At 64.4% G+C, this 24022-nt stretch carries 18 protein-coding genes and 2 rRNA genes; 9 read left to right on the forward strand and 11 right to left on the reverse strand.

Annotated elements, in window-relative coordinates; all coding sequences use genetic code 11:
• Positions 1–52: 52 nt before the first annotated feature.
• The 5 genes from ACPJW8_RS16850 (at position 53) to ACPJW8_RS16870 (ending at position 2866) form a co-directional block, all read left to right on the forward strand.
• Positions 53–532: a GNAT family N-acetyltransferase gene (locus ACPJW8_RS16850; RefSeq protein WP_330189173.1), complete on the forward strand. Its 480-nt coding sequence runs from the start codon at positions 53–55 to the stop codon at positions 530–532.
• The gene (locus tag ACPJW8_RS16855; protein WP_330189172.1) at positions 525–1085 is read left to right on the forward strand and encodes a DinB family protein; all 561 of its coding nucleotides are present in this window, start codon (positions 525–527) and stop codon (positions 1083–1085) included. Before ACPJW8_RS16850 ends, ACPJW8_RS16855 begins: the two co-directional genes overlap by 8 nt.
• Positions 1086–1253: 168 nt before the next feature.
• Positions 1254–2237, forward strand: a complete 984-nt coding sequence (locus tag ACPJW8_RS16860) for an ABC transporter substrate-binding protein (RefSeq protein WP_330189171.1) — start codon at positions 1254–1256, stop codon at positions 2235–2237.
• A 63-nt stretch (positions 2238–2300) separates the two neighbouring features.
• On the forward strand, positions 2301–2576 hold the full coding sequence (locus tag ACPJW8_RS16865) for a type II toxin-antitoxin system Phd/YefM family antitoxin (RefSeq protein WP_330189170.1): 276 nt from the start codon (positions 2301–2303) through the stop codon (positions 2574–2576).
• Positions 2573–2866, forward strand: a complete 294-nt coding sequence (locus ACPJW8_RS16870; RefSeq protein WP_330189169.1) for a type II toxin-antitoxin system RelE/ParE family toxin — start codon at positions 2573–2575, stop codon at positions 2864–2866. The genes ACPJW8_RS16865 and ACPJW8_RS16870 overlap by 4 nt, the downstream gene beginning before the upstream one ends.
• A gap of 99 nt (positions 2867–2965) precedes the next feature.
• Here ACPJW8_RS16870 and ACPJW8_RS16875 read toward each other — a convergent pair whose 3' ends face one another.
• The 5 genes from ACPJW8_RS16875 to ACPJW8_RS16895 are packed head-to-tail and all read right to left on the reverse strand — an operon-like array spanning position 2966 to position 8502.
• Positions 2966–4372 (reverse strand): NtaA/DmoA family FMN-dependent monooxygenase, encoded by a 1407-nt coding sequence (locus ACPJW8_RS16875; RefSeq protein ID WP_330189168.1) that lies wholly within the window; start codon positions 4370–4372, stop codon positions 2966–2968.
• A 9-nt stretch (positions 4373–4381) separates the two neighbouring features.
• Positions 4382–5638: an LLM class flavin-dependent oxidoreductase gene (locus tag ACPJW8_RS16880; RefSeq protein ID WP_330189167.1), complete on the reverse strand. Its 1257-nt coding sequence runs from the start codon at positions 5636–5638 to the stop codon at positions 4382–4384.
• Positions 5635–6684, reverse strand: a complete 1050-nt coding sequence (locus ACPJW8_RS16885) for an ABC transporter substrate-binding protein (RefSeq protein WP_330189166.1) — start codon at positions 6682–6684, stop codon at positions 5635–5637. The genes ACPJW8_RS16880 and ACPJW8_RS16885 overlap by 4 nt, the downstream gene beginning before the upstream one ends.
• A 10-nt stretch (positions 6685–6694) precedes the next feature.
• Positions 6695–7528, reverse strand: a complete 834-nt coding sequence (locus ACPJW8_RS16890) for an amino acid ABC transporter ATP-binding protein (protein WP_330189165.1) — start codon at positions 7526–7528, stop codon at positions 6695–6697.
• Positions 7525–8502, reverse strand: coding sequence for an amino acid ABC transporter permease (locus ACPJW8_RS16895; RefSeq protein ID WP_330189269.1), 978 nt, complete (start codon positions 8500–8502; stop codon positions 7525–7527). Before ACPJW8_RS16895 ends, ACPJW8_RS16890 begins: the two co-directional genes overlap by 4 nt.
• Before the next feature lie 330 nt (positions 8503–8832).
• Between ACPJW8_RS16895 and ACPJW8_RS16900 the strand changes: the two genes are divergently transcribed.
• From ACPJW8_RS16900 to ACPJW8_RS16915, 4 genes are all read left to right on the forward strand, one after another.
• Complete coding sequence (locus ACPJW8_RS16900) at positions 8833–10899, forward strand: FAD/NAD(P)-binding protein (RefSeq protein ID WP_330189164.1); 2067 nt, start codon at positions 8833–8835, stop codon at positions 10897–10899.
• Positions 10900–10902: 3 nt separating this feature from the next.
• A complete protein-coding gene (locus tag ACPJW8_RS16905) occupies positions 10903–11418 on the forward strand; it encodes a GNAT family N-acetyltransferase (RefSeq protein WP_330189163.1) in 516 nt (171 codons plus the stop codon).
• A gap of 9 nt (positions 11419–11427) precedes the next feature.
• Positions 11428–13140: a helicase HerA-like domain-containing protein gene (locus ACPJW8_RS16910; RefSeq protein ID WP_330189162.1), complete on the forward strand. Its 1713-nt coding sequence runs from the start codon at positions 11428–11430 to the stop codon at positions 13138–13140.
• 86 nt (positions 13141–13226) lie between these two features.
• Positions 13227–14219: a hypothetical protein gene (locus ACPJW8_RS16915; protein ID WP_330189161.1), complete on the forward strand. Its 993-nt coding sequence runs from the start codon at positions 13227–13229 to the stop codon at positions 14217–14219.
• Positions 14220–14386: 167 nt separating this feature from the next.
• On the opposite strand, the gene ACPJW8_RS16920 is transcribed toward ACPJW8_RS16915, so the two are convergent.
• The 6 genes from ACPJW8_RS16920 to ACPJW8_RS16945 form a co-directional block, all read right to left on the reverse strand.
• On the reverse strand, positions 14387–15214 hold the full coding sequence (locus tag ACPJW8_RS16920; RefSeq protein WP_330189160.1) for a DUF559 domain-containing protein: 828 nt from the start codon (positions 15212–15214) through the stop codon (positions 14387–14389).
• A 301-nt stretch (positions 15215–15515) separates the two neighbouring features.
• Entirely contained in the window at positions 15516–17498 is a 1983-nt protein-coding gene (locus tag ACPJW8_RS16925) for an NHL domain-containing thioredoxin family protein (protein ID WP_330189159.1), read from the reverse strand.
• Positions 17495–19618 (reverse strand): cytochrome c oxidase assembly protein, encoded by a 2124-nt coding sequence (locus ACPJW8_RS16930; RefSeq protein WP_330189158.1) that lies wholly within the window; start codon positions 19616–19618, stop codon positions 17495–17497. Before ACPJW8_RS16930 ends, ACPJW8_RS16925 begins: the two co-directional genes overlap by 4 nt.
• 120 nt (positions 19619–19738) lie before the next feature.
• On the reverse strand, positions 19739–20026 hold the full coding sequence (locus ACPJW8_RS16935; protein WP_330189157.1) for an HU family DNA-binding protein: 288 nt from the start codon (positions 20024–20026) through the stop codon (positions 19739–19741).
• A 371-nt stretch (positions 20027–20397) separates the two neighbouring features.
• Positions 20398–20514, reverse strand: a 5S ribosomal RNA gene (rrf, locus tag ACPJW8_RS16940).
• A gap of 208 nt (positions 20515–20722) precedes the next feature.
• A 23S ribosomal RNA gene (locus tag ACPJW8_RS16945) occupies positions 20723–23854 on the reverse strand.
• Positions 23855–24022: the final 168 nt, after the last annotated feature.

The raw sequence follows: 24022 nt of genomic DNA on the forward strand, positions 1-24022 counted from the left end.
CCGGCGGGACCCTGCAACCGCGGCCGTGGGGCAGTCGACTTTAATTGGAGCCATGCCCGCTGAAGCACCTCCCGCCGTCGTCCTCCTTCCCAGCACCGCGGACGACGCCGGCTGGCTGGCAGAGTTGCGCGCGGCCGTGATGCGTCCGGATCTGGAGCGGTTGGAACGGTTTGATCCCACGCGCGTCAGGCAGCGATTCCTCGATGCCTTCGTTCCGGCGCACACCTGGATCATCTCCACCGGCTCCGGTGAACCGGCCGGAGTTATAGCCGTCCGGCCTACCAGCGACGAACTGTGGATCGAACACTTCTACCTCGCCTCCAGGTTCCGCGGCTCAGGCATCGGCACCGCCGTCCTGAACCTGGTGCTGGAAAAGCACGCCGGCAACAAGCCATTCAGGCTCAACGTCCTACAGGGCAGCCCGGCGCGGCGGCTCTATGAACGCCACGGGTTTGTCCTGGAAAGCGAGGATTCCGTGGACGTTTTTATGGTGCGGCACCCTGCCTCGGGCAAGAATGAAACGCATGACTGAAAACCCGGAACGTTGGACCCAGGCCACCGTCTATGCGGATATGTGGATTGACCCGGATGACGATCCCCGCGAATCGGACGGCCCCGGCCCGGAAGGTGAGCTGGCCACGCTGCAGGAGTATTTGGCTAATTACCGGCTGACGCTCCTGATGAAGTGCGACGGCCTGGATGCGGAGCAGTTGGCACGCCGCTCCGTTCCGCCGTCCACCATGTCCCTGCTGGGCCTCCTCCGGCATCTTGTTGAAGTGGAACGGGACTGGCACAACTGGATCGGCGATGACGAGCCGTTGCCCAAGCTGTACGGCAAACGCGACGCTGACTTCGACGGCGCAGTGGCGGACCAGGCGCAGGTGGACGCCGCGTACGCGGACCTGAAGCGCGAACAGGCTGCGACGGACGCCGCCCTGGCGAAGCACCCGGACCTTGGCGAGCGCCTGGGCAAGGACGGAATCGCCGTGAGGGACCTGATGGTGCACCGGATCGAGGAGTACGCCCGGCACTGCGGCCACGCGGACCTGCTGCGTGAATGCATCGACGGCCGTGTGGGGCAATAGCTGCCGGATCACGCCTCGGTTGTGACCCTTCCGGACGCCCGGTGACTTGCCATGACGCCCTGTATCCCAGCGTTTCTTTGCCTTTGAACCGGGCACCGGCACTCCCGGATAGTTGCTGCAACGAGCGGGCCATCCGCTCACCACAGCAACAGGATCCAGGGAGAAATCATGGCACCATCCAGCACCAAACCGGCCGCCGCGGCGGCCTTCGCAGTCATCGCAACCCTCGCGTTGGCAGCGTGCTCGGACCCGGGCGCGACGGCGGCGACAGCACCGCCGTCGGGCGCTTCAGTTTCTGCGGAAGGCAAGGTCTTCAATCTGTCCCCGGACCAGGACCGCTTCCCGGTGACGGCGGATCCGGCAGCGGCGGCCCTGGTTCCGGAAGCGATCAAGGCGGACGGCAAACTCACCGTCGTGACCACCGGCGGCACGGCCCCGCTGAGCCTGTTCGCCACGGACAACAAGACCCTGATCGGCAGCGAAGTGGACATTGCCTACGCCGTGGGCGGGACGCTGGGCCTGGACGTGGAAGTCCTCCCCGTCGCCTGGGCGGACTGGCCGCTGGGCATCGAATCAGCAAAGTATGAGGCCGTGCTGTCCAACGTGACAGTCACCGAGGCGCGTAAAGAGAAGTTCGACTTCGCGACGCACCGGAACGACCTCCTGGGCTTTTATGCCAAGAGCGACTCCAGCATCAGCGGCATCAAGGAAGCCAAGGACGTTGCCGGGAAGCGGATCATCGTGGGCTCCGGCACCAACCAGGAAGCGATCCTGGTGCGCTGGGACGAGGAGAATAAGAAGAACGGCCTGGCGCCGGTGGAGTTCCAGTATTACGACGACGACTCCGCCTCCACGCTGGCCCTCCAGTCCGGACGTGCGGACCTGACGTTCGGACCCAATGCCGGTGCAGCGTACAAGGCCGCGAAAGACGGCAAGACCAAGGAAGTGGGCACCCTCAACGGCGGCTGGCCACTTACGGCGGAAATTGCCTTCACCACCAAAAAGGGCAACGGCCTGGCAGTGGCCGCCCAGGCCGCCATCAATGAGCTGATCGAGAACGGTACCTACGCGAAAATCCTTGACCGCTGGGGCCTGTCCTCCGAAGCGATCGAACACTCCCAGCTGAACCCGGCAGGGCTGCCGAAGCAGTAGTTCTGTGGGGAGAAATCACAGGCATGGCCACATTCTAGCCAGAATTCAGGCTAGAATGTGGCCATGAGATCAGTGCCTTTGAGTGAAGCCAAGGACAAGCTTTCCGCCCTGGTTGACGATGCTGAGAAAACCCATGACATCATCCAGATCACCAGGCATGGCCACCCGTCCGCGGTACTTATGTCGGCCGTTGATCTGGAGTCACTCCAGGAAACCATCCACTGGCTCTCCCAACCCCACATCCGTGAAGATCTGGAACAGGCGCGGCAGGATATCGCATCGGGCAGCACGCTCGACGGCGATGACCTGCGGCGTGAATTTGGACTGCCCCAACGGTGACGGCCACCAAGGCCAATACGCCAGGCCCGTGGAAGGTTGAAGTCACCAGCCCCGCCTTGCGCGATTTTCGCCGGTTGCCGGAGAAAATCGCCGCCGCCGTCGTTGAATTCGTCACTGGCGTTCTTGCCGATAACCCCCGCCGCCTGAGCAAACCGCTGACCAACGAGCTGTCCGGGCTCCGAACAGCTCGCAGGGGCGATTACCGGGTGCTCTTTGAGCTCGATGTCGAAGGACACATCTTGTATGTCCACCGCATCGACCACCGCTCGGACGTTTACAAGAGCAGGTAGTGCTCCCAGACCGTGAGCTGCAGCCGGATCAAAGTACGGTCCAGGGTCCAACGGCCTGATGTTCCCCGCTCCCGGTTCACGGCTTCGTAGTCCCGTTCCTCACGCACCGGCAAAGCTATCCGGCGACGTCCGGGCAGGCGTGGCCAGCCCCAGGTTGGCCCGCAGGGTGGTCCCGGCGTATTCCGTGGGGTAGATGCCGCGTTCCTGGAGTTCCGGAACCAAGTGGTTGACGATGTCATCCAGCCCGGTGGGGATCAGCCACGGCGAGATGTTGAAACCGTCCACTGCCCCGGTCCGGGCGTAATCGGCCAGCCGGTCAGCCACCTCGGTATAGGACCCGTTGAACGTGGCATCCACACGGCTGGTCTTGGCGGTGACGAATTGCCGGATGCTGAGCCCCTTCTCCTTGGCTTCCGCCCGCCATTGATCGGCCAGCTGGCGGGCTTTGGCGCCGTGGAAGCCGCTCCCCCGGGTTTCTGAGGTTTCCTCCACCACCGGATCGATCTCCGGCAGCGGGCCGTCAGGGTCAAATTCGGACAGTTCCCTGCCCCAGAACTGTTCCAGGTAGGCAATGGCCTGCTGCGGGCCGATCTGCAGGCTGCGGACCCAGGCTTTCTTGTCCCGTGCTTCCTGCGGCGTGGCGGCCAGGATGAACTCGCTGGCCGGCATGATCTGCACATCATTGGCGCCGCGGCCTGCCTTCAGGCTGCGCTCCACAATGTCGCGGCGGAAGTCCAGGGCGTCGTCGAACTTGGGGTGGGCGGAGAAAATGACGTCGGCCTGCCGGGCGGCGAAGTCCCGCCCCTCAGGTGAATCACCGGCCTGGAACAGCACCGGCCGGTACTGCGCGGTACGCGGCAGCCGGGGCAGGTAGTCCACGCTGTAGTGGCTGCCCTGGTGCCGGATCCGGCGGATGGCGTCCGGGGCCACCCAGCTGTCTTCAGGCGAGGACTTTGCGCCGCCTGCCCAGTTGTCTTCCCATGAGTCCCAGATCCGTTTCGCCGTTTCCACAAACGCCTCGGCGTGGACGTAGCGCTCTGCGTGGTCCAGGTAGCCGCCGCGCCGAAAGTTCGCGCCGGTCCAGGCGTTGTCCGTGGTCACCACGTTCCACGCCGCGCGTCCGCCGGAGAGGTGGTCCAGCGTGGAAAGCCTGTGCGCCAGGTCAGCGGGATCGTTGTAGGTGGTGTTCTGTGTGGCCACGAGCCCGATGTGCGAGGTCACCGATGCCAGCGCCGCCAGCATGGTCTGCGCATCAGGACGGCCTGCGACGTCCAGGGCGTGCGGGCGGCCCAGGTGCTCCCGGAGCCGCAGCCCCTCGCCCAGGAAAAACGCAGCGAACAGGCCGCGTTCGGCCGTCTGGGCGATGCGCCGGAACGATTCGAAGTCGGTCTGCGAACCGGCCTCCGGCGCCTTCCATACCGTCCCTGAATTCACCCCCTGGAAGAACACGCCAAACTGCAGCTGCCCCGTCGGCCGGAAGCCGCCGTCGATCCTTGTTTCAGTCATTCTCTCTCCTCAGTTCCAGGCGGGGGCGTCAGCGGAAGGTCCGACGGCGGAACGCGCCGCGGCGTACCGGCTCACCGGCCGCGGCAGTCCAAGCAGCCCGCGGAACGGCGCATCCGGGGTGACCGGCGACAGCAGGCCCCGCCAGCGCAGCGCAGGAAGAACCAGCTGGGCGAGTTCCTCCAGGTCCACATCCAGCACCGCGGGGTGCAGCCTGACGCCGGCGCCGGCCGCAAGGAGGTCCGCCAGCAGCTCCACCAGCTGGGCCGCCGATCCCACGAACCTGGCCCGGGGGCTCTCCCATGTGGCGTAGCGCTCCAGACCAGCCAGCCGGCTGGACGCTGACTCACCGCGGGCATCCAGCACCACGTCCAGTTCGGCGATGAAGGCCGGCAGGGGTTGCTGATCCGCAGCACCGCCGCGGCCCCGTTCCAACCGGCCCCGTTCCAGCCGGCCCCGTTCCAGGCGAAGAGCGGAGGCCCTGTCCGCGGCAGCATCCTGGAGTTCGCTCAGCAGCAGCCAGATGGTGGGCGCAGAGACCAGCAGCGCGTCGGCCGCGCCTTGAGCCACAGCGTCCGGAGCCAGGAGCCCGGCAGGCGCCAACACGGGAAGCTGCCCCTGGACCGGCCGGGGAATGATGGACGGGCCCTTCACCGAATAGTCCGGGCCTTCAAAGTCCGCGTAGTGCAGGCGGTCCACGTCCAGGTAGCGGCCCGTGGCCACGTCCTTGATCACGGCGTCGTCTTCCCAGGTGTCCCAGAGCCGCCGGGACACCTCGATCGCGGCGCCGGCCTCCCTGGTCCGGCGGTCCGAGTCGGCCGGCCGGCGTCCCACTGCTGCCGCCTGTGCCGCGGATTCGGCCGCCGAACCGCTGGCGGAAACCAGCCATCCGGCCCGGCCGCGGGATACATAGTCCAGGGTGGCCAGCTGCGTGGAAACGTGGAACGGCTCCGTATATACAGTCTCCACTTCCGGAACCAGTGCGATGGACCTGGTCAGCGGCGCCACAAACGCTGCCCGCTGCAAGGCGTTCAGGCGGACGGAACTGTTGGCACCAGCGTTGGTCCCGGCTCCGGGCACCCCGTCGCGGAACGTGGCTGCATGGAATCCGGCAGATTCGGCCGCGAGCGTTACGTCACGGAGGCGCGCGGGCCCCAATGACGCTGCCGGGGACCCTGCAGACTTCCGCCACGCCGCCGGATGGGAGCCATCGCCGTCGAGCTCTATCAACAGCAGCCCGGTGGGGGCGCTCTCCTCCACGGTGCTCATTTGCCCGACTCCTTCTTCCCGGATGTGGTCCCGAAGTTGGCCTCGTTGATTTCGGTGGACTCCGGCAGGGCCTCCTCGGAAAGTCCCCAGCGTTCCAGGACATTGGCGTAGGAGCCGTCGTCGATCGCGGAGTTGAGGGCCCCGGAGATCACCGGCGCCAGGCCGTTGCCCTTGAGAGTGGTGGCGGCCACCAGTGTTTCCGATGGCCAGCCGGCATTGACTTTGCCCACGATCTTCAGGTCATCCCGCGTGTTTTCGCGGTAGACGGTGGACGGGTAGGGGGCAATGTTGAGGTCCGTCCTGCCCGACGAGAGCGCCAGGATGGTGTCCGCGTCAGAGGAGTAGTACTGGAGTGTGGCCGGCGCCTTGCCCTTCGCCTCCAGTTCCTTGTTCCAGGCCAGCAGGATCTTTTCCTGGTTGGTTCCGGATCCCACGGAGACCTTCAGGCCGGAAATATCGTCAGCGCCCCTGACCTCCAGGTCGGCGGACTTCTTCGCTTCAAAGCCCATAAACGCGGCCCGGTAGGTGGCGAAGTCGAAGAGTTTCACCCGGTCCTGGTTCACGCCCACGTTGGAGAACACGGCCTCAAAATCCCCGGACTGCGTCTTCAGCGGCCAGTTCTCCCAGGACGTCACCTGGACGTCCAGTTCCAGGCCCAGCTTGTCCGCCACCAGCTGGGCAATATCCAGTTCGGAGCCAATGGGTGTTTTGTCATCGGTGGCGTGGAAGGAGAGCGGAATGGAGCCCGCGGTGGTGGCGACGGTCAGCTTGCCGTCCCTGGCGATCAGCTCGGGAACCTGGCCGGCGAGCGCTGGATCTTCCCCGGCCCGGACGCGGTCCTGCTGCGGAGAGGTGTTGTACGTGACTCCGTTGCGTGCCGCCGTCGGCGATTCTGCGGCGCTGGAGCCGGACGCGCTGGCGCCGGGATCCGAGCAGGCCGCGAGCGCCAGGGCAGTGCCAAAAAGTACGACGGCGGGCAGGGCCGCGCGGGTGCGCAATCCGGCTGCGCGGGGGTACTTCGGGTGATGCGGGTGTGCTGATGCCATGGGGTGTTCCTTAGATGTTGAAGGCCGGTTCGATCACCTTGGAGAAGAAGCTCCGGGTGCGCGGTTCCTGCGGGTTGGCGAAGATTTGTTGGGGGCTGCCCTGCTCGACGATCTGGCCCTGGTCCATAAACACCACGGTGTCCGCCACGTCCCGGGCGAATCCCATCTCGTGGGTGACCACGATCATGGTGGTGCCGGACGTCGCGAGCTCGCGGATCACGTCCAGCACTTCGTTGACCAGTTCGGGGTCCAGCGCGGAGGTGGGCTCGTCGAACAGCAGGATTTTTGGGTCCAGTGCCAGCGCCCGGGCAATGGCGACGCGTTGCTGCTGGCCTCCGGACAGCTGGCGGGGATAGGCGTCCGCCCGCTCCCGCAGGCCCACCCGGTCCAGGAGCTCCAGGCCCCGCCGCCGCGCTTCATCCTTGTTCCGTCCCTGCGCCACAACGGGAGCTTCGGCCACGTTCTCAAGTGCCGTCAGGTGCGGGAAGAGGTTGAAGCTCTGGAACACCATGCCGATTCCGGTGCGCTGCTTCAGGATGTCCTTCTCCCGCAGTTCGTGGAGCTTCCCACGGCGCAGCGTGTAGCCCACCAGTGTTCCGTCAATGGCGATGTGGCCGCCGTCGACCTTTTCCAGGTGGTTGATGGTGCGCAGCAGCGTGGACTTCCCGGAGCCGGAAGGGCCCACGATGACGGCCACCTCACCCGGCTTCACGGTCAGGGTGATGCCCTTGAGGACTTCGGCGGCGCCGTAGTACTTATGGACCTTGGTGATTTCCACGAGTCCGCGGGTGGCGTGCTGACCCGTTTGGCTCTCCGGTGTCACGGTCATCGGTGTCGCGGTCATCGGGGGCTCCTGGAGGGGTTGGTTGCCGCGGCGTTCGTGGCGTGCGTGGCGAAGAATCGGCGGACTCTCTGCAGTGGCGTCAGCGGCAGGTTGCGGAGCGCGCCCTTGGAGTAGTGCCGTTCGATGTAGTACTGGAAAACGCTCAGCACCGAGGTGATCACCACGTACCAGAGCGTGGCCACCAGCAGCAGCGGAAGCACCTGCTGGGTCCGGTTGTAGATCACCTGCACCGTGTAGAACAGTTCCGAGTAGGCCAGCACGTACACGATCGAAGTGCCCTTGACCAGGCCGATGATCTCGTTGAAGGCGTTGGGCAGGATAGCCCGCATGGCCTGGGGCAGGACGATCCGGGTGGAGCGGCGCCAGGCCGGAATGCCCAGCGCGGCTGCAGCCTCGAGCTGGCCCTGGTCCACGGAGAGGATGCCTCCGCGGATGATCTCCGCCGAATACGCCGCCTGGTTGAGCGTCAGGCCCAGCACGGCGGCGGCGAACTGGCTGATCAGCGTTGTGGTCTGAACCTCGAAAAAGCGGACGTCCGTAAACGGGATTCCCAGGCTGATCTTCTCGTACAGGTACCCCAGGTTGTACCAAAGGAGCATCTGGACCAGCAGCGGCGTGGACCGGAAAATCCAGGAGAATGTCCAGGACACGGAGACCAGCAGGGGCGAGGCGGAGAGCCTCATCAGCGCCAGGATGAATCCCAGCACAAAGCCCAGCACGCCGGAGATGGCCGTCAGCTTGAGCGTCTCCACGAGTCCGTTGACCACGGACTGGGCAGTGAACCATTGAGCCACGACGCCCCATTCCCATCGAGGGTTGGTGGCCAGTGACCAGGCGACTGCCAGGACACCGAGGGCAACGACGGCGGTTCCCACCCAGCGCCAGGGGTGCCGGGCCGCCACCAGCGGATAGCCGGAATAGTCGTGGGCCGTGGAGGTGGCGGCGGGTACTTCCTGCGGTGTTGCTTGTTGTATTTCGATGCTTGTCGGATGTACGTCCTGCTGTGTTGCCTGTGTTGGGCCGGGCTGTGTTGCCGGCTCCGACGGGGCCGCCTTCGTTGATGAGCTCACGCGCCACCTCGCTTTCTTCGACTGGATGGCTGCCAATCTAGGGGCGCCTGAGAGAGGCGGGCAAGGGCACTGTTTGTATGGGGTAACGGTGCTTAGCACGGCGTCATGAGTCAGTTTTTTGCGCCCTTTAACGCCCCGTGACGCGGGGTGAACGGCCATGACCAGGCCCTCGACCGGCGTCGTCGGGGCTGCCTAGCATGGGCACTTCCAACCACCAGCTTCGAAGGAGGCGTCATGCCGGCGAACGTCCCGTCAGTTGTGTTCATCGGCGGCGGCCCGCGGGCGGCCGGAGTGCTGGAAAGGCTTGCCGCCAACCGGTCCGAACTGTTCGCAGGCCCCCTGGACGTCCACGTGGTGGAACCCTACGAGCCCGGTTCCGGCAGGATCTGGCGTTCCGGCCAGCACCCGGGCCTGCTCCTGAACTCCACCGCCTCGGACATCACCATGTTCACTGACGGCTCCGTCACCTGCGAAGGCCCCGCCGTCCCCGGGCCTGGCCTGGCGGAATGGGCGGAAGGCGTCCTGGACGGTTCCATCACCGACGTGCCGGACCTCCCCGGACCGCTGCGGCAGCAGCTGATGGACCTCGACGGCGGCACGTTCCCCACCCGGCAGCTGCAGAGCCAGTACCTCGAGTGGTTTTTCCGCCGCGCGGTGCTGGCCCTTGGGCCCGGCGCCACGGTCACCACGCACCGTTCCACGGCCATCGGCATCGAGCCGGTGCAGCTGACGGAGCCGATCCAACCGGCTGTGCCTGCCGGGTCTGCCGCAGCTTCCCCTCCCGCCTCCGCTCCAGCCGCGTCCGACGGCGCCGGGTACCGCATCCGCCTGGCCTCCGGCACCGTGCTGCACGCCGACGTCGTGCTCACCGCCCTGGGGCACACTGACGCCTGGCCGGACGCCCGTTCCCAGGCGTTGACCGCGTTCGCCCGGCAGCATGGCCTGTTCCACGCGGTGCCCTCCTACACCACGGACGTGGACTATTCGGCCCTCCAGCCCGGCCAGGATGTGATCGTCGCGGGTATGGGCCTGGCGTTTGTGGACCTGCTGGTGCTGCTGATGGAGGGCCGTGGCGGAACGTTCAAACAGCTGCCCGACGGCGGCCTGGAGTATGTGCCGTCCGGCCGGGAACCGAGGGTGTGGGCGGGGTCCCGGCGCGGGGTCCCGTACCACTCAAAGATCTCCGCAGCCGCTGCCGGGGCGCACTCCTGGACCGCGAAGACCGCGTTGGAGTTCTTCACGGCGGAGGCCGTCAACGCCCTCCTGGACCGGCATAGCGTCCTGGATTTCCGGGAACACCTCTGGCCACTGATCGCCAAGGAAGCCGGGTTCGGCTATTACCGGGCGCTTCTCACTACCCGCTCCAGCCCCGCCGGCAGCTGGGAGGAGTTCGCCGGCCGTTACGCTGAGCTGGACTGGGCGGACCCCCGGCTTGCCGGACTGGTGGCCTCGTTTGTCCCGGATCCGGAGCTCCGCCTTGACCTCGGGTCGCTGGACCGGCCGCTGGCTGGCCGGCAGTTCGGCAGCGTCCACGCGGTGCAGGAAGCCGTCACCGCACACATCATCCGGGATCTGGAACTCAGGGACAGCCCCGGCCATCCGGAATCCCAGGGCCTGTTCCTGGCCTTGCTGGGCATCTACATGGAGCTTGGCCGGCTGGTGCCTGCCTCACGGCTCAACGGCGCCTCCCAGGAAACCATCCACGGCTGGTGGCACGGGTTCTTCAGCTTTGTGGATTCCGGTCCGCCACCGCACCGGCTGCGGCAGCTCCTGGCCCTGAACCGCGCGGGCCTTGTCCGCTTCCTGGGGCCGGGCCTCACCGTCACGGCGGACGGGTCCACCGGAACATTCAGCGCACAGTCGTCCCAGGCGGATTTCACCGTCAACGCCCCGGCCTACATCGAGGCGCGGCTGCCCTCACCGGCTGTGGCCTGCTCGGCGAACCCGCTGCTGGCAGCCTTGCACCGGACAGGCCTGGGGTCAGAGCAGCAGGTGCTGGCGGCGGATGGCATCAGGTCCACCGGCAAGCTGCTGGTCTCCGCAGGGTTCGAACTGATCAACTCCGACGGCCACCTGCTCCCGCGGTTGCTGGGCCTGGGTCCGTGGACCTCGGTCTGGGGCGCCGGCGCATTTGCCCGGCCTGGAACCAACGCGGCACCCTTCCGTGAAAACGATGCGGTGGCCCGGAATATCCTCCGGCTGCTTGCCGCTGTACCCGGCAGCAACTCCACCGCTAAGGGGCGCGGGCATGGGCGCGAAAGCCTGGCTGCCGCAGCGCCCGCACACCCCGGAAAGGCCTGAACCATGAGCACTTCCACCCTGGATACCCGCAGCCTGGAGATCCTGAGCCTGGCTATGCGCGATCCCCGGGTCCGTCCGCTTCTGGACGAGCTCGCCGTCGAGTATGACACCCGCTACGGCAACCTGTTCAGCACGGGCGGGGCGGCCGAAGAACTGGCACGCTACCCCGCCGAGGAATTCGAGCCGCCGCATGGTGCCCTGCTGATCATCCAGGAAAACGGACAGTCCGTCGCCGGCGGGGCGTTCCGCCGTTTTGATGCCCGCACCGCGGAGTTCAAACGCATCTGGACCCACTCAGCCCACCGCCGTCGTGGATTGGCCCGGCTGGTGCTGGCAGAACTGGAGGCCGCAGCGGCCCGCCAGGGCTACCGCCGCGTGTACCTGACCACCGGCCCGCGGCAGCCCGAAGCCAGGAATCTGTACCTGAACACCGGATACACGGCAGGTTTTGACCTCGACGCCGATCCGGAGGTCATCCGTCACCTCGCCTTCACCAAGGAACTGCCCCTCCCCCGCTAAGCTAGCGGCATGGCCAACGAGACCAAGACCACAGCAGAAAAGCTCGCCACCCTCCAAGAGGGTTATGCCCTGGAGGGTGCCACGATTGAGCTCGGCGCCGCCATCATCGACGGCGAACTCCACAAGGAAGCGCCGGTCCGCCTGCCGCTGTCCATGATGAACCGGCACGGACTGGTTGCCGGTGCCACGGGTACGGGCAAAACCGTCACCCTGCACATGATGGCCGAGCAGCTCTCCACCGCGGGGGTCCCCGTTTTCCTCGCGGACATCAAGGGAGACCTCTCCGGACTGGCTACGGCTGCCACCGGCAGCGAGAAGCTGACCGCCCGTACGGAAAGCATCGGGCAGGCCTGGTCCGGCAAGACCTTCCCTGTTGAATTCCTGGCGCTGGGCGGGGACGGCAACGGCGTTCCGGTCAGGGCCACCGTCACGTCGTTCGGGCCTATCCTCCTCTCCCGCGTGATGGAACTGAATGACACCCAGGAGTCCAGCCTGCAGCTGGTTTTTCACTTCGCGGACAAGAAAAACCTGGAACTGATCGACCTCAAGGACCTCCGCGCGGTCATTACGTTCCTGACTTCCGAGGAAGGCAAGGCGGATCTGTCCGAGCTCGGCGGCCTGTCCAAGGCCACGGCAGGCGTTATCCTCCGCGAGTTGGTCAACCTCGAAGCCCAGGGCCTGGAGAAGTTCTTCGGCGAGCCTGAATTCGACACCGCGGAGCTCCTCCGCACCGCCCCGGACGGCCGCGGCGTCATCACCTGCCTTGAACTGCCCACGCTGCAGACCAAGCCCATGCTGTTCTCCACCTTCCTCATGTGGCTGCTGGCCGATCTCTTCGAGGACCTCCCGGAATCCGGTGACCTGGACAAGCCCAAGCTGGTGTTCTTCCTCGATGAGGCGCACCTTCTGTTCAACGGCGCATCCAAGGCGTTCCTGGACGCCATCACCACCACCGTGCGGCTGATCCGGTCCAAGGGCGTGGGTATCTTCTTCGTCACCCAGACCCCCAAGGACGTCCCTGCGGATGTCCTGGGCCAGCTGGCCAACCGCGTCCAGCATGCCCTGCGCGCCTTCACGCCGGAGGACGCGAAGGCCCTGAAAGCCACGGTCTCCACCTTCCCGGTCAGCGATTACGACCTCGAAGAAACGCTGACCTCGGCGGGCATCGGTGAGGCAGTCATCACCGTGATGAACGAGAAGGGCGCCCCCACCCCGGTGGCCCACACCCGGCTGCGTGCGCCGGAATCCGTGATGGGTCCCAGCGCGGAGGACCTCGTCAAGAGCACCGTGGCCGGCTCGGCGCTGCTCGGCAAGTACGGAACGTCCGTGGACAACGTCTCCGCGTACGAGAAACTCACCGGCAAGGGTGCGCCCGCCACCGGTCCCGCCGCGCCGGGCGAACCTCCCGTTCCCGGCAACCTGGATGTGGACGCCGAGGCCCGCCGCATTGAGGAGGAAATCCTGGGCCGTCCCAGCAGCAGGCCGCTCCCGACGCCGGAACAGGGCTCTTCGCGGCAGGCACCTCCAGCGCCTCCCGCCCCGCAGCCCGCACCTGGTTCCGGTGCGGGGAACGCAGGCGGCGGAATGGTCGGGGACATCGCCGGTGCACTCGGCGGAGCCCTGGGCGGTGGCCTCAAGAGCATGGTCCGTTCCATGGGCACGCAGCTGGGCCGGGAACTGCTCCGCGGCGTGTTCGGCACCTCCTCCAGGCGCCGCCGCTAGGGTGCCTTGACCCGCACAGCACAGGGCCGCCGTCGGACGTGACAACGGGATTCGGCGGGCTGGCAGGTAACGTAAGGGACGTGCAGATGAGTCAGGCGTTGGTCAGGATCGCAGCCGGTTGGCTGCTGGGCCTGATGCTTGCCGTGGCCGCAGCCGTGGTGGCTGTCAACGTCGTAAACAACACCATGGCCAGCCCGCACCAGCCTGTCCGGGAGTATCTGGACGCCCTGCAGAGAGGCGAAGGGGGCAAGGCGCTGGGCCTGTTGAGGGCGACCGTGCCGTCCAGCGATGCGTCAATGCTTGATGGCACGGCACTGCAAACGGCCGCGTCCCGCATTACGAATGTGAAGCTGGGCAAGCCCGAACCCCGCGAGGGAAAGCGGGTGGCCGTTCCCATGGAATACACCATTGACGGCAGCCAGCTCAGCACCGAGTTCCTCCTGGAAAAGACCGGCACCGAGTGGCTGTTCTTCAACACGTGGGCCTTCGTTCCGGCTCCCCTGCCCAAGGTGGACGTCAGCGTGGTCAACGCGGTGGAGGCCACCATGAACGGCGTTCCGGTGAACATGCCCGATGGCCGCAACACCTTCGCGGTCTTCTACCCCGGCGAGTACGAAGCCTCGGTCAACGGGGCGTACTTTGCCGCCGCTCCCAGCCGTGCCACCGTGACGGGCCGGGACGTTCCCGTGGCGCCGCTGACCCTCCTGACCCAGGCCACGCAGAAACTGAAGGACGACGTCGGAGCGAAGGTACGGGAGTTCCTGGACTCGTGTGCGGCAGAGGCCACGGAGGCGCAGCGGCTCCAGCCCGACTGCCCGTTCTACCACGTCAGCCGCAACAACATCACGGCCGGAAGCATCAAATGGGACATCACTGAATACCCGGAGATCAACATTGAGCCGTTCGACGGCCGCTGGGTGATCGCCCCGCTGGACGGCAAAGCCAAGGTCACCGGCCAGCAGCAGGATTCCTTCTCCGGCGCGTACTTCCCGCTGAACGAGGAAGTGGCGTTCAGCTTCACCACGCGCCTGGACGTCACGTCCGACGCCGTGAACCTCACCCCGCAACTGACCTACTAGGAGAGCTGCGGGGCGCGGCTTCGGCTTAGTCCATGCCGCGTCACGCACAGCACGTTATTGGCTGACCCAGGCTGCCGCCGTCGCGGATTTCCGGGAGCTCCGCGGCCTCGGTGGTCTAAAAGCATGCTGTGCGTGACGGGTTGTTCCGGCCTGGCTTCGGACACGGATCATCTCCGCCTTGCCAGAACACCCAGCACCTCGGCCACCATGGCCCCGTGGTTGTAGACCACGTCCTGGTAGTAGTACCGAAGAACAGTGAATCCCTGGACCACGGACTCGTTATTCCGACGATTGTCCTTCTTGACCTGCTCCCAGTCAGCGTGGTGGCCGCCATCCAGTTCCACCACCAGCCAGCCGTCCAGCAACAGGTCCACATAACCAACCCGTTCTAAATAAACCTGGCACTCCACGCGGATTCCGGCCTGCCGGAAATACGTCCGGGTCAACGTCTCCAGCAGCGAATCCGCTCCGCGATCCACCCAGTTCAGCACAGCCCGGGCCGCTGCATTCCGCTTTCCGGGCAAGTGGATGCGCAGGAAATCAAGGGCAACGTCGCCCCGAAGGACCGCGCATTCCACCATGACCAATGCATGCGCGAACGGCAGGCAGCGTAGTGCGTGGATCAGCACATCCGGAAGCGCCGAAACCGGGGAATTCCACCTGGCCGGCAGGATTAACCCTGCATGATGGATTGAGTTCCTGGCGACGGCGTCTCGGCGGCGGTGATGGACATGGACTCCGCCGCTGCTGGGCAATGACCACAGCCCGTAGTGGTTGGCGGCACTGACACACGTCAGCACCTCACGATTCTCCAGCAAGGCGACTAGTCCCGGAGGCGCCGTCGGAAGTGCGTAAAGGCCACGCGTTGGCTGAATGATTCCAGCGCGGCTGCCACGGCGAAGGGCAGCATCGTCAACACCCAAACGGAGGAGGGCTGGACGCCGGGCCGCACCTCCGCAGTGTTCGAGCGCCGCCACCAGGTCCATGACTTCCATGGTGGGCCGTTTGGCGGCACCGAAGCCAGCCGGCCGGGCCGTATGTGGACAACCCGTGTACGTGGACGCCTTCCTGCGCGAAGGTGTCTCCTGGCGTCCGCCGTCTTAGTCCATACCCGTCACGCGCAGCACGTTATTGACTAACCCAGGACGGCCGCCGTCGCGGATTTCCGGCATTTTTGCGGCAGCCAGCTCGTCCAGACATGCAAAAAGCTGCTGTGCGTGACACGAACGTCACACACAGCAGCCTTTAGTCCACAACCAACCCCAGTTCCGGTCAGCCAGGACGAAGCGCTTCGGCTTAGTCCATGCCGCGGAGGTCCAGCACCAGTTCGGTGTCGCCGTCCGCCGTCATCAGCACCGGAATGCCCCAGTCCTGCTGGTACAGGTGGCACGCGGCGTGGTCGGGGATCTCGCCGTCTTCAGTTTCCGGGCCGTCGCAGGCCGCTGCCCGGGCGGTGATGTGCAGGACGCCGTCGGGAACATCGGCGCTCAGTTCGAGCGTCCGGTTCAGCCCCACGGACGTTCCGCCGCCGGCCACCAGGAGTTCGGGTGGGGTGGAGGAGATCTTCAGCTGGGTGGGATCGCCCCAGCGGTCGTCCAGCTTCTGCCCGGTGGGCGCGGTGAAGCGGACGTTGAGCTCCAGCAGCCCGGGGGCCACGGGGCTCTTGGGCCGGTGGGTCTGGGATGCGCCCTCGTCCACCTGCTGCGCTTCCTTGGGGATGGGCACGTAGATCAGCTGGTGCTTGTTGGCCTCGACCACCACCAGCAGCGGCTCGGCGCCGGCCACCTTGGTGTGGTCCACAATCACGTCGGAGGGCTCGGACAGGCCCCGGGCCAGCGTGGAGACGGTCTTGGTGGCGGGATCGTAGCGGCGGACTGCACCGTTGTAGGTGTCCGCGATCGCCACGGACCCGTCAGGCAGGACAGTAACGCCCAGCGGGTGCTGCAGGCGCGCCTCTGCGGCATCGCCATCGCGGAAGCCGAAGTCGAACAGGCCCTTGCCGACGGCGGTTTCCACAGTCAGCGTGCCGGCGTCGTCAATGACGAGTTTGCGCAGCGACGAGGTCTCAGAATCAGCCACCCAAATGTTGCCGTCCGCGTCCTCGGCCAGGCCGGAGGACTGTGCAAACCAGGCTTCGTGCGCCGGTCCGTCCAGCAGGCCTTCCAGCCCGTTGCCGGCGGCGATCGCCACGGCCCCGGTCAGGGGGTCGAAGCTGAAGATCTGGTGCGTGCCGGCCATGGCAACCACCACGGCATTGAGCTTGCTGGACCAGATGACGTCCCACGGGGAGCTCAGTGAAACTTCCAGCGGGTGTTCGCTCAGCTGGCCGGTGAATCCGGCGGCTTCTTCGTCCACGCGGGCGGGGCCGGTCTCCAGGAGTCGCTGGACGCCGTTGCCAACCAGCGTGGTGACCTTGCCCTCAGCGAGCGACAGTCCCCGGAGGCGGTGGTTGACGGAGTCGGCAATCACGACGTCGTAACCCACCTTCGCTGCCACCTCTTCCGGCAGCAGCACCAGGCCCTGGGGTTCGTTGAACTGGGCGCTGGCGCCCTCGCCCACCGAACCGCCGTCGGCATATCCCTTGACGCCCGTGCCGAACGTGGCCAGGACGGTGTGGAAGTCCGTGTGCAGTTCAACCAGGCGGTGGTGGCCGGTGTCGGTGACCAGCCAGGAGCCGGCGTCGTTGCTGGTGGCCTCGCCCACGGTTCCGCGGCCTGCCGGGAGGTACAGGGCCTTGCCCGGGAAGCGCAGCGTGCCGGAGGTGGGCTCGGGTGCAACGTAGGGGCCGGAGCCGCGGTGCAGCGTGCCCTTGGCCTCGTGCTGTTCGACGAGTTCGGAGATGAGCACACCCAGTCCGTCCGCGTGGCCTTCGCCGGAGAGATGCGCCACGATGTAGCCCTCGGGGTCGATGACCACCAGGGTGGGCCACGCGCGGGCGGTGTACGCCTTCCAGGTGTCCAGCTCCGGGTCATCCAGGACGGGGTGGTGGATCTCGTAGCGTTCCACGGCTGCGGCCAGCGCTACGGGGTCCGCCTCATGTTCGAACTTGGGCGAATGCACGCCCACCGTCACCAGGACGTCAGAGTACTTCTCCTCCAGCGGGCGAAGCTCGTCCAGGACGTGGAGGCAGTTGATGCAGCAGAACGTCCAGAAATCGAGCAACACAATCTTGCCGCGCAGGGCTTCCAGGTCCAGGGACTTGCCGCCGGTGTTGAGCCAGTTGCGGCCCACCAGTTCGGAGGCGCGGACCCGGTGGTGGGTGCGTACGGTTTCGCTCATGAGCGTCCTTCCAGCTTTGAATTGCGGTCAGCCAGCCTGGCATCACGTTCGGCCAATTTGGCAAACATATCGTTGTAAGCATTCAGATCGGCGTCGTTATTCCTGTCAGCCGCCCGGTCCACGCGCCGCTTCTCCCGTTCATCGGACCGGGACCACATAATGGCGACGCCGATTGCCACCAGAAGGGTGGGCACCTCGCCGATCCCCCAGGCCACGGCGCCGCCCATTTGCTGGTCCTCGATGGCCGAGCCGCCCCAGGCCCGGCCCAGGTTGCCGAAGTAGTCGGCGGCCAGGAGTCCGGTGCCGCCCATGATCGCCACGCCAAAGAAGGCGTGGAAGCCCATGGTGGCCAGGAGCAGCAGCAGCCGCATGGGGTACGGTGCACGGCGGGGCAGCGGATCCGAGCCGATCATGCTCAGCACGAAGATGTAACCGGTCAGGGCGAAGTGGACGTTCATCAGTTCGTGGCCCACGTGCTCGCGCATGGCGAAGCCGAAGGCGTCCGAGTAGTAGAACAGCACGATGGATCCGGCAAAGTTGGCGGCCGCGAAGAGCGGGTGGGTGACCAGCTGGGAGAACTTCGAGTGCACGAACACCAGCAGCCACTCGCGCAGGCCGCGGGATCCGTCGTTGCGGGCCGGCAGTGCACGCAGCGCCAGGGTCACCGGCGCGCCCAGCACCAGGAAGATCGGAGCCACCATGGTCAGGGCCATGTGGTCCACCATGTGCGCGGAAAACAGCACACGGCCATAGACGGCGGGCGGGCCGGAGGTGATGTAGGTGAGCACGGCCAGGCCAACCACCCAGTTGATGGTGCGGAACGGGCTCCACCTGTCCCCCCGGCGTCGGACCTTCACCACACCCAGGATGTACGCGGCCAGGCCGAACAGCACAACGGCGATCCAGAGCCAGTCCAGGCGCCATTCCGTGAGCCAGCGCTCGGGAGTGAGTTCAGGCGGCAGCTCATAGCCGGTGAGGATAAACGCCGGCGAGGCGTCCGGGGCGTAGGTGGTGGGCTGCGGCGGAGCCGACCGGCCCAGGGCCACGGCCACGCCGGAGGTGGCACCCATGACCAGCAGCTCCACGGCCACCAGCTGCCACAGCACGCGCCGGGCGGACAGCCCCTGCCGGCCCAGCTGCGGAATGACCCACTGCCGGTGCATAAAGCCAATGCCGCCCAAGACCACGGTGGCCAGCGTCTTCGCCACCACCAGCTGCCCGTAGGCTGACCCGAACAGGTCAGCCCAGGACGTGATCCGGATGCTCGCGTTGATCACGCCGGACGCCAGTACCAGCACAAACGCAAAGCCCGCCAGCGAGGAAAACCGCCGCAGGACGGGTTCGGTGAACTCCGTGGCCGTGAGGAGCCGGGACAGCAGCACCAGCATCACAATGCCGCCCACCCACGTGCTGACACCCAGCAGGTGCAGGCCCAGGGAGTTGATGGCGCCCTCGTGGTCCGAGGAACTCGACGAGTGCCCGATCAACGCCGCAGGAACAAGACCGACGACGGCCAGCACCAGGGTCAGTGCCAGGCCCGTCAGTGACCGGACACCAAAGAGGGCCGTGGTCACCACTGCGGCGATGATGGTCACCGCCAGCCACGCCCTGCCGGTCTCGATGTCCGTCATGAAGTACACCAGTGACTGGGTGAACTGGGCGTCTCCGGCCAGTCCCAGGCCCGCCACGTCGGCGAAGGTCAACACCAGCACCGATACAGCGGAGAGGGTCCACACAACGCCTGCTGCGGCTGCCACCACCAGCGCGCGGGTGAACAAGGGGTGCTCGGGGGCATCGGCGTCGTGCTTTGAAGTCTTCTTCGCCTTGCCCGCAGCCCTGGGCAGGATGCCCGCGGCAAAGATCAGGCCGCCAATAACAGTGGCCAGGGAGACGTTGTGCAATGCCTTGCTGACGGGCAGGCCCCAGCGCACCAGGGCGCCGGGATCGGAAACGCTGCGCGCCCCGGCGGCCCCGGAGAACAGCAGCGCGGCCACAAGGCCTACGAACAGCGCAGCCAGCCCGGCCCACTGCCACGCAGGGGCGATCCCGGCGGCAGACCCGCCGGCGGCAAGAGCGGCCGGCGCGGAATTCTGGGAAGGTGTTTTTGCTGCGGAAGGCACCTATCCATTGTCCGCTACGGCCGCCTGCGCCGCGAATCGGGATACCGCATCCAGACCGCCGCTTAAACGAAGGAAGCGGCAACCGCTCGGGTTACCGCTTCCTTCGATGCTTCGAAGAAGTTACTTCTTCTTGGCGACTGCAGCCTTCAGCTTGGAGCCTGCGGTCAGCTTGACGCTGTGGCCGGCGGCGATCTGGATGGTCTCGCCCGTCTGCGGGTTGCGGCCGGTGCGGGCTGCACGGTCGGTGCGCTCAACGGCGAGCCAGCCGGGGATGGTGATCTTCTCGCCGGAAGCGACGGAAGTCTCGAAAACCTCGAACAGTGCGTCGAGGACGGAGTTCACGGCAGCCTGGCTGGTGCCGGCCTTGCCGGCTACCTCTGCAACAAGTTCACTACGGTTCTTAGCCATTTATGTCCTCCTGGACGATCATGTATCTGGAGCCTGCACGCGGTGTGCACACAAGCCACTGTTCGAAAACTTACCAGCTTGCACCGCCGAGGACCGCAAATTCCGCGTGTTTCCGCGTTTTCTTGAGGAAAATCACCCAAATTCCGGGGATTTTGGCGTTGCTCCAGGTCCCTGGAGGACGTTCGCGCCCCTCCTGCCCCCGCAGCCGGCGGGTTGCCCGGCCTTCCGTTGGTTGTCCGGGGCCCAGAGGGCTGTGGGACCTGGCGTGCCCGGGCCTCCCTCTGATGGTGCCTGCCAGGGTTTTGGTTTGTGTGTTAAATGGGTCAGGCCCCGGGAACGGTTGGTTCTCCGGGGCCTGGCCTTTAATGTTTGTCCGGCGGTGACCTACTCTCCCACACCCTCCCGGGTGCAGTACCATCGGCGCTGTGGGTCTTAGCTTCCGGGTTCGGAATGGGACCGGGCGTTTCCCCCACGCTATGACCGCCGTAACCCTTTTACCCGTCACCCCGTTTGAGGGGGTGTGGGAAGTTTTGTGGTTACAACATGTGGTGTTGTATTCAGTTGTTGGTTCCGTGGCAGCAAACCCTGGCCGGGTTTGTTGTTTGGGAACCACATAGTGGACGCAAGCATTCATTGATCTTCACCAACTGTTTTGGTGTGAACCCCTTTTGAAGTATGGGTTCACGCAGTGGTGGTGTGGTGTAAGTTATCGGCCTATTAGTACCGGTCAGCTTCACGGGTCTTTAGTCCCCGCTTCCACATCCGGCCTATCAACCCAGTGGTCTGGCTGGGGGCCTCTCACACACGAGGTGTATGGAAATCTCATCTTGAAGCGGGCTTCCCGCTTAGATGCTTTCAGCGGTTATCCCATCCGAACGTAGCTAATCAGCGGTGCACTTGGCAGTACAACTGACACACCAGAGGTTCGTCCGTCCCGGTCCTCTCGTACTAAGGACAGCCCTTCTCAAATTTCCTGCGCGCGCAGCGGATAGGGACCGAACTGTCTCACGACGTTCTAAACCCAGCTCGCGTACCGCTTTAATGGGCGAACAGCCCAACCCTTGGGACCTACTCCAGCCCCAGGATGCGACGAGCCGACATCGAGGTGCCAAACCATGCCGTCGATATGGACTCTTGGGCAAGATCAGCCTGTTATCCCCGAGGTACCTTTTATCCGTTGAGCGACGGCCATTCCACAATGTACCGCCGGATCACTAGTCCCGACTTTCGTCCCTGCTCGAGATGTCTCTCTCACAGTCAAGCTCCCTTGTGCACTTACACTCGACACCTGATTGCCAACCAGGCTGAGGGAACCTTTGGGCGCCTCCGTTACTTTTTAGGAGGCAACCGCCCCAGTTAAACTACCCATCAGGCACTGTCCCTGACCCGGATTACGGGCCGAAGTTAGATGTCCAAAGTGACCAGAGTGGTATTTCAACGATGACTCCACCCGAACTGGCGTCCGGGCTTCAACGTCTCCCACCTATCCTACACAAGCCACTCCGAACACCAATACCAAACTATAGTAAAGGTCTCGGGGTCTTTCCGTCCTGCTGCGCGTAACGAGCATCTTTACTCGTACTGCAATTTCGCCGAGTTTATGGTTGAGACAGCGGGGAAGTCGTTACTCCATTCGTGCAGGTCGGAACTTACCCGACAAGGAATTTCGCTACCTTAGGATGGTTTATAGTTACCACCGCCGTTTACTGGGGCTTAAATTCTCAGCTTCGCCGTGAGGCTAACCGGTCCTCTTAACCTTCCAGCACCGGGCAGGAGTCAGTCCGTATACATCGTCTTGCGACTTCGCACGGACCTGTGTTTTTAGTAAACAGTCGCTTCCCCCTGGTCTCTGCGGCCCCGATCCCCTCCCACCAGCAAGTGGTGTTCAAGGTTGGGGCCCCCCTTCTCCCGAAGTTACGGGGGCATTTTGCCGAGTTCCTTAACCATAATTCTCTCGATCGCCTTAGTATTCTCTACCTGATCACCTGTGTCGGTTTGGGGTACGGGCGGCTAAAACCTCGCGTCGATGCTTTTCTCGGCAGCATAGGATCACCAAATCCCCCCATACGGGGGTCCCATCAGATCTCAGGCATCATGAACAGCGGATTTGCCTACCGTTCGCCCTACATCCTTAGACCGGGACAACCATCGCCCGGCTCGGCTACCTTCCTGCGTCACACCTGTTAATACGCTTGCCTCCCAGGATCAGGTCCTGCGCTCCACCAAAACCCTCACACCACAAGGGTGATCGGGCAGGTCTCGGGCAGTTAGTATCCCCTGTTCAACATGGGCGGTTTTTCGCCGGTACGGGAATATCAACCCGTTGTCCATCGACTACGCCTGTCGGCCTCGCCTTAGGTCCCGACTTACCCAGGGCAGATTAGCTTGACCCTGGAACCCTTGATCATTCGGCGGACGGGTTTCTCACCCGTCTTTCGCTACTCATGCCTGCATTCTCACTCGTGTAGGCTCCACCGCTGGTTTACACCGCGACTTCACTGCCCACACGACGCTCCCCTACCCATCCAGACGACTGAACCACGAAGGCTTGTCTACTATCTGAATGCCACAACTTCGGCGGTGTACTTGAGCCCCGCTACATTGTCGGCGCGGAATCACTTGACCAGTGAGCTATTACGCACTCTTTCAAGGATGGCTGCTTCTAAGCCAACCTCCTGGTTGTCTTCGCAACTCCACATCCTTTCCCACTTAGCACACGCTTAGGGGCCTTAGTTGGTGGTCTGGGCTGTTTCCCTCTCGACTATGAAGCTTATCCCCCACAGTCTCACTGCTGCGCTCTCACTTACCGGCATTCGGAGTTTGGCTGACGTCAGTAACCTTGTAGGGCCCATTAGCCATCCAGTAGCTCTACCTCCAGCAAGAAACACGCAACGCTGCACCTAAATGCATTTCGGGGAGAACCAGCTATCACGAAGTTTGATTGGCCTTTCACCCCTACCCACAGCTCATCCCCTCCATTTTCAACTGAAGTGGGTTCGGTCCTCCACGACGTCTTACCGTCGCTTCAACCTGGCCATGGGTAGATCACTTCGCTTCGGGTCTAGATCACGCCACTGCAACGCCCTATTCAGACTCGCTTTCGCTACGGCTTCCCCACACGGGTTAACCTCGCGACGTAACACTAACTCGCAGGCTCATTCTTCAAAAGGCACGCCGTCACACAGTAACTAAGAAGACTGCTCGACGGATTGTAAGCACACGGTTTCAGGTACTGTTTCACTCCCCTCCCGGGGTACTTTTCACCTTTCCCTCACGGTACTGGTCCGCTATCGGTCATTAGGGAGTATTTAGGCTTATCAGGTGGTCCTGACAGATTCACACGGGATTTCTCGGGCCCCGTGCTACTTGGGATACTCATCCGGGCGGTACCAAACATTACGGTTACGGGGCTCACACCCTCTACGGCCGGCCTTTCAAGACCGTTCACCTATGCCAGCACATCACACCCCACTGCCCCGGCAGAGACAGTACGGAAAGTCCCACAACCCCGACCATGCAACGCCCGCCGGCTATCACACATGGAACGGTTTAGCCTGATCCGCGTTCGCTCGCCACTACTAACGGAATCACTATTGTTTTCTCTTCCTGCGGGTACTGAGATGTTTCACTTCCCCGCGTTCCCTCCACGTACCCTATGTGTTCAGATACGGGTCACCAGATCACTCGCGCGTCTGGCGGGGTTTCCCCATTCGGAGACCCTGGGATCAAAGTCCGGTTATCGACTCCCCCAGGAATATCGCAGATTCCCACGTCCTTCTTCGGCTCCTAATGCCAAGGCATCCACCGTGTGCCCTTAAAAACTTGACCACAAAGATCAAAACAAAACACTTTTCTCGAGAGAACCATGAAAACCAACCACACCCAACAACACCACCCAAAGGCAGTACCATCACGCGCAGCCAGATCCAGGTTCATATTCTTGGAAATTGCTTCTTATAAAAGATGCTCGCGTCCACTATGTAGTTCTCAAACAAC

Origin of the sequence: Pseudarthrobacter sp. J47 (assembly GCF_049810315.1) — a bacterium.
Lineage (GTDB): Bacteria > Actinomycetota > Actinomycetes > Actinomycetales > Micrococcaceae > Arthrobacter.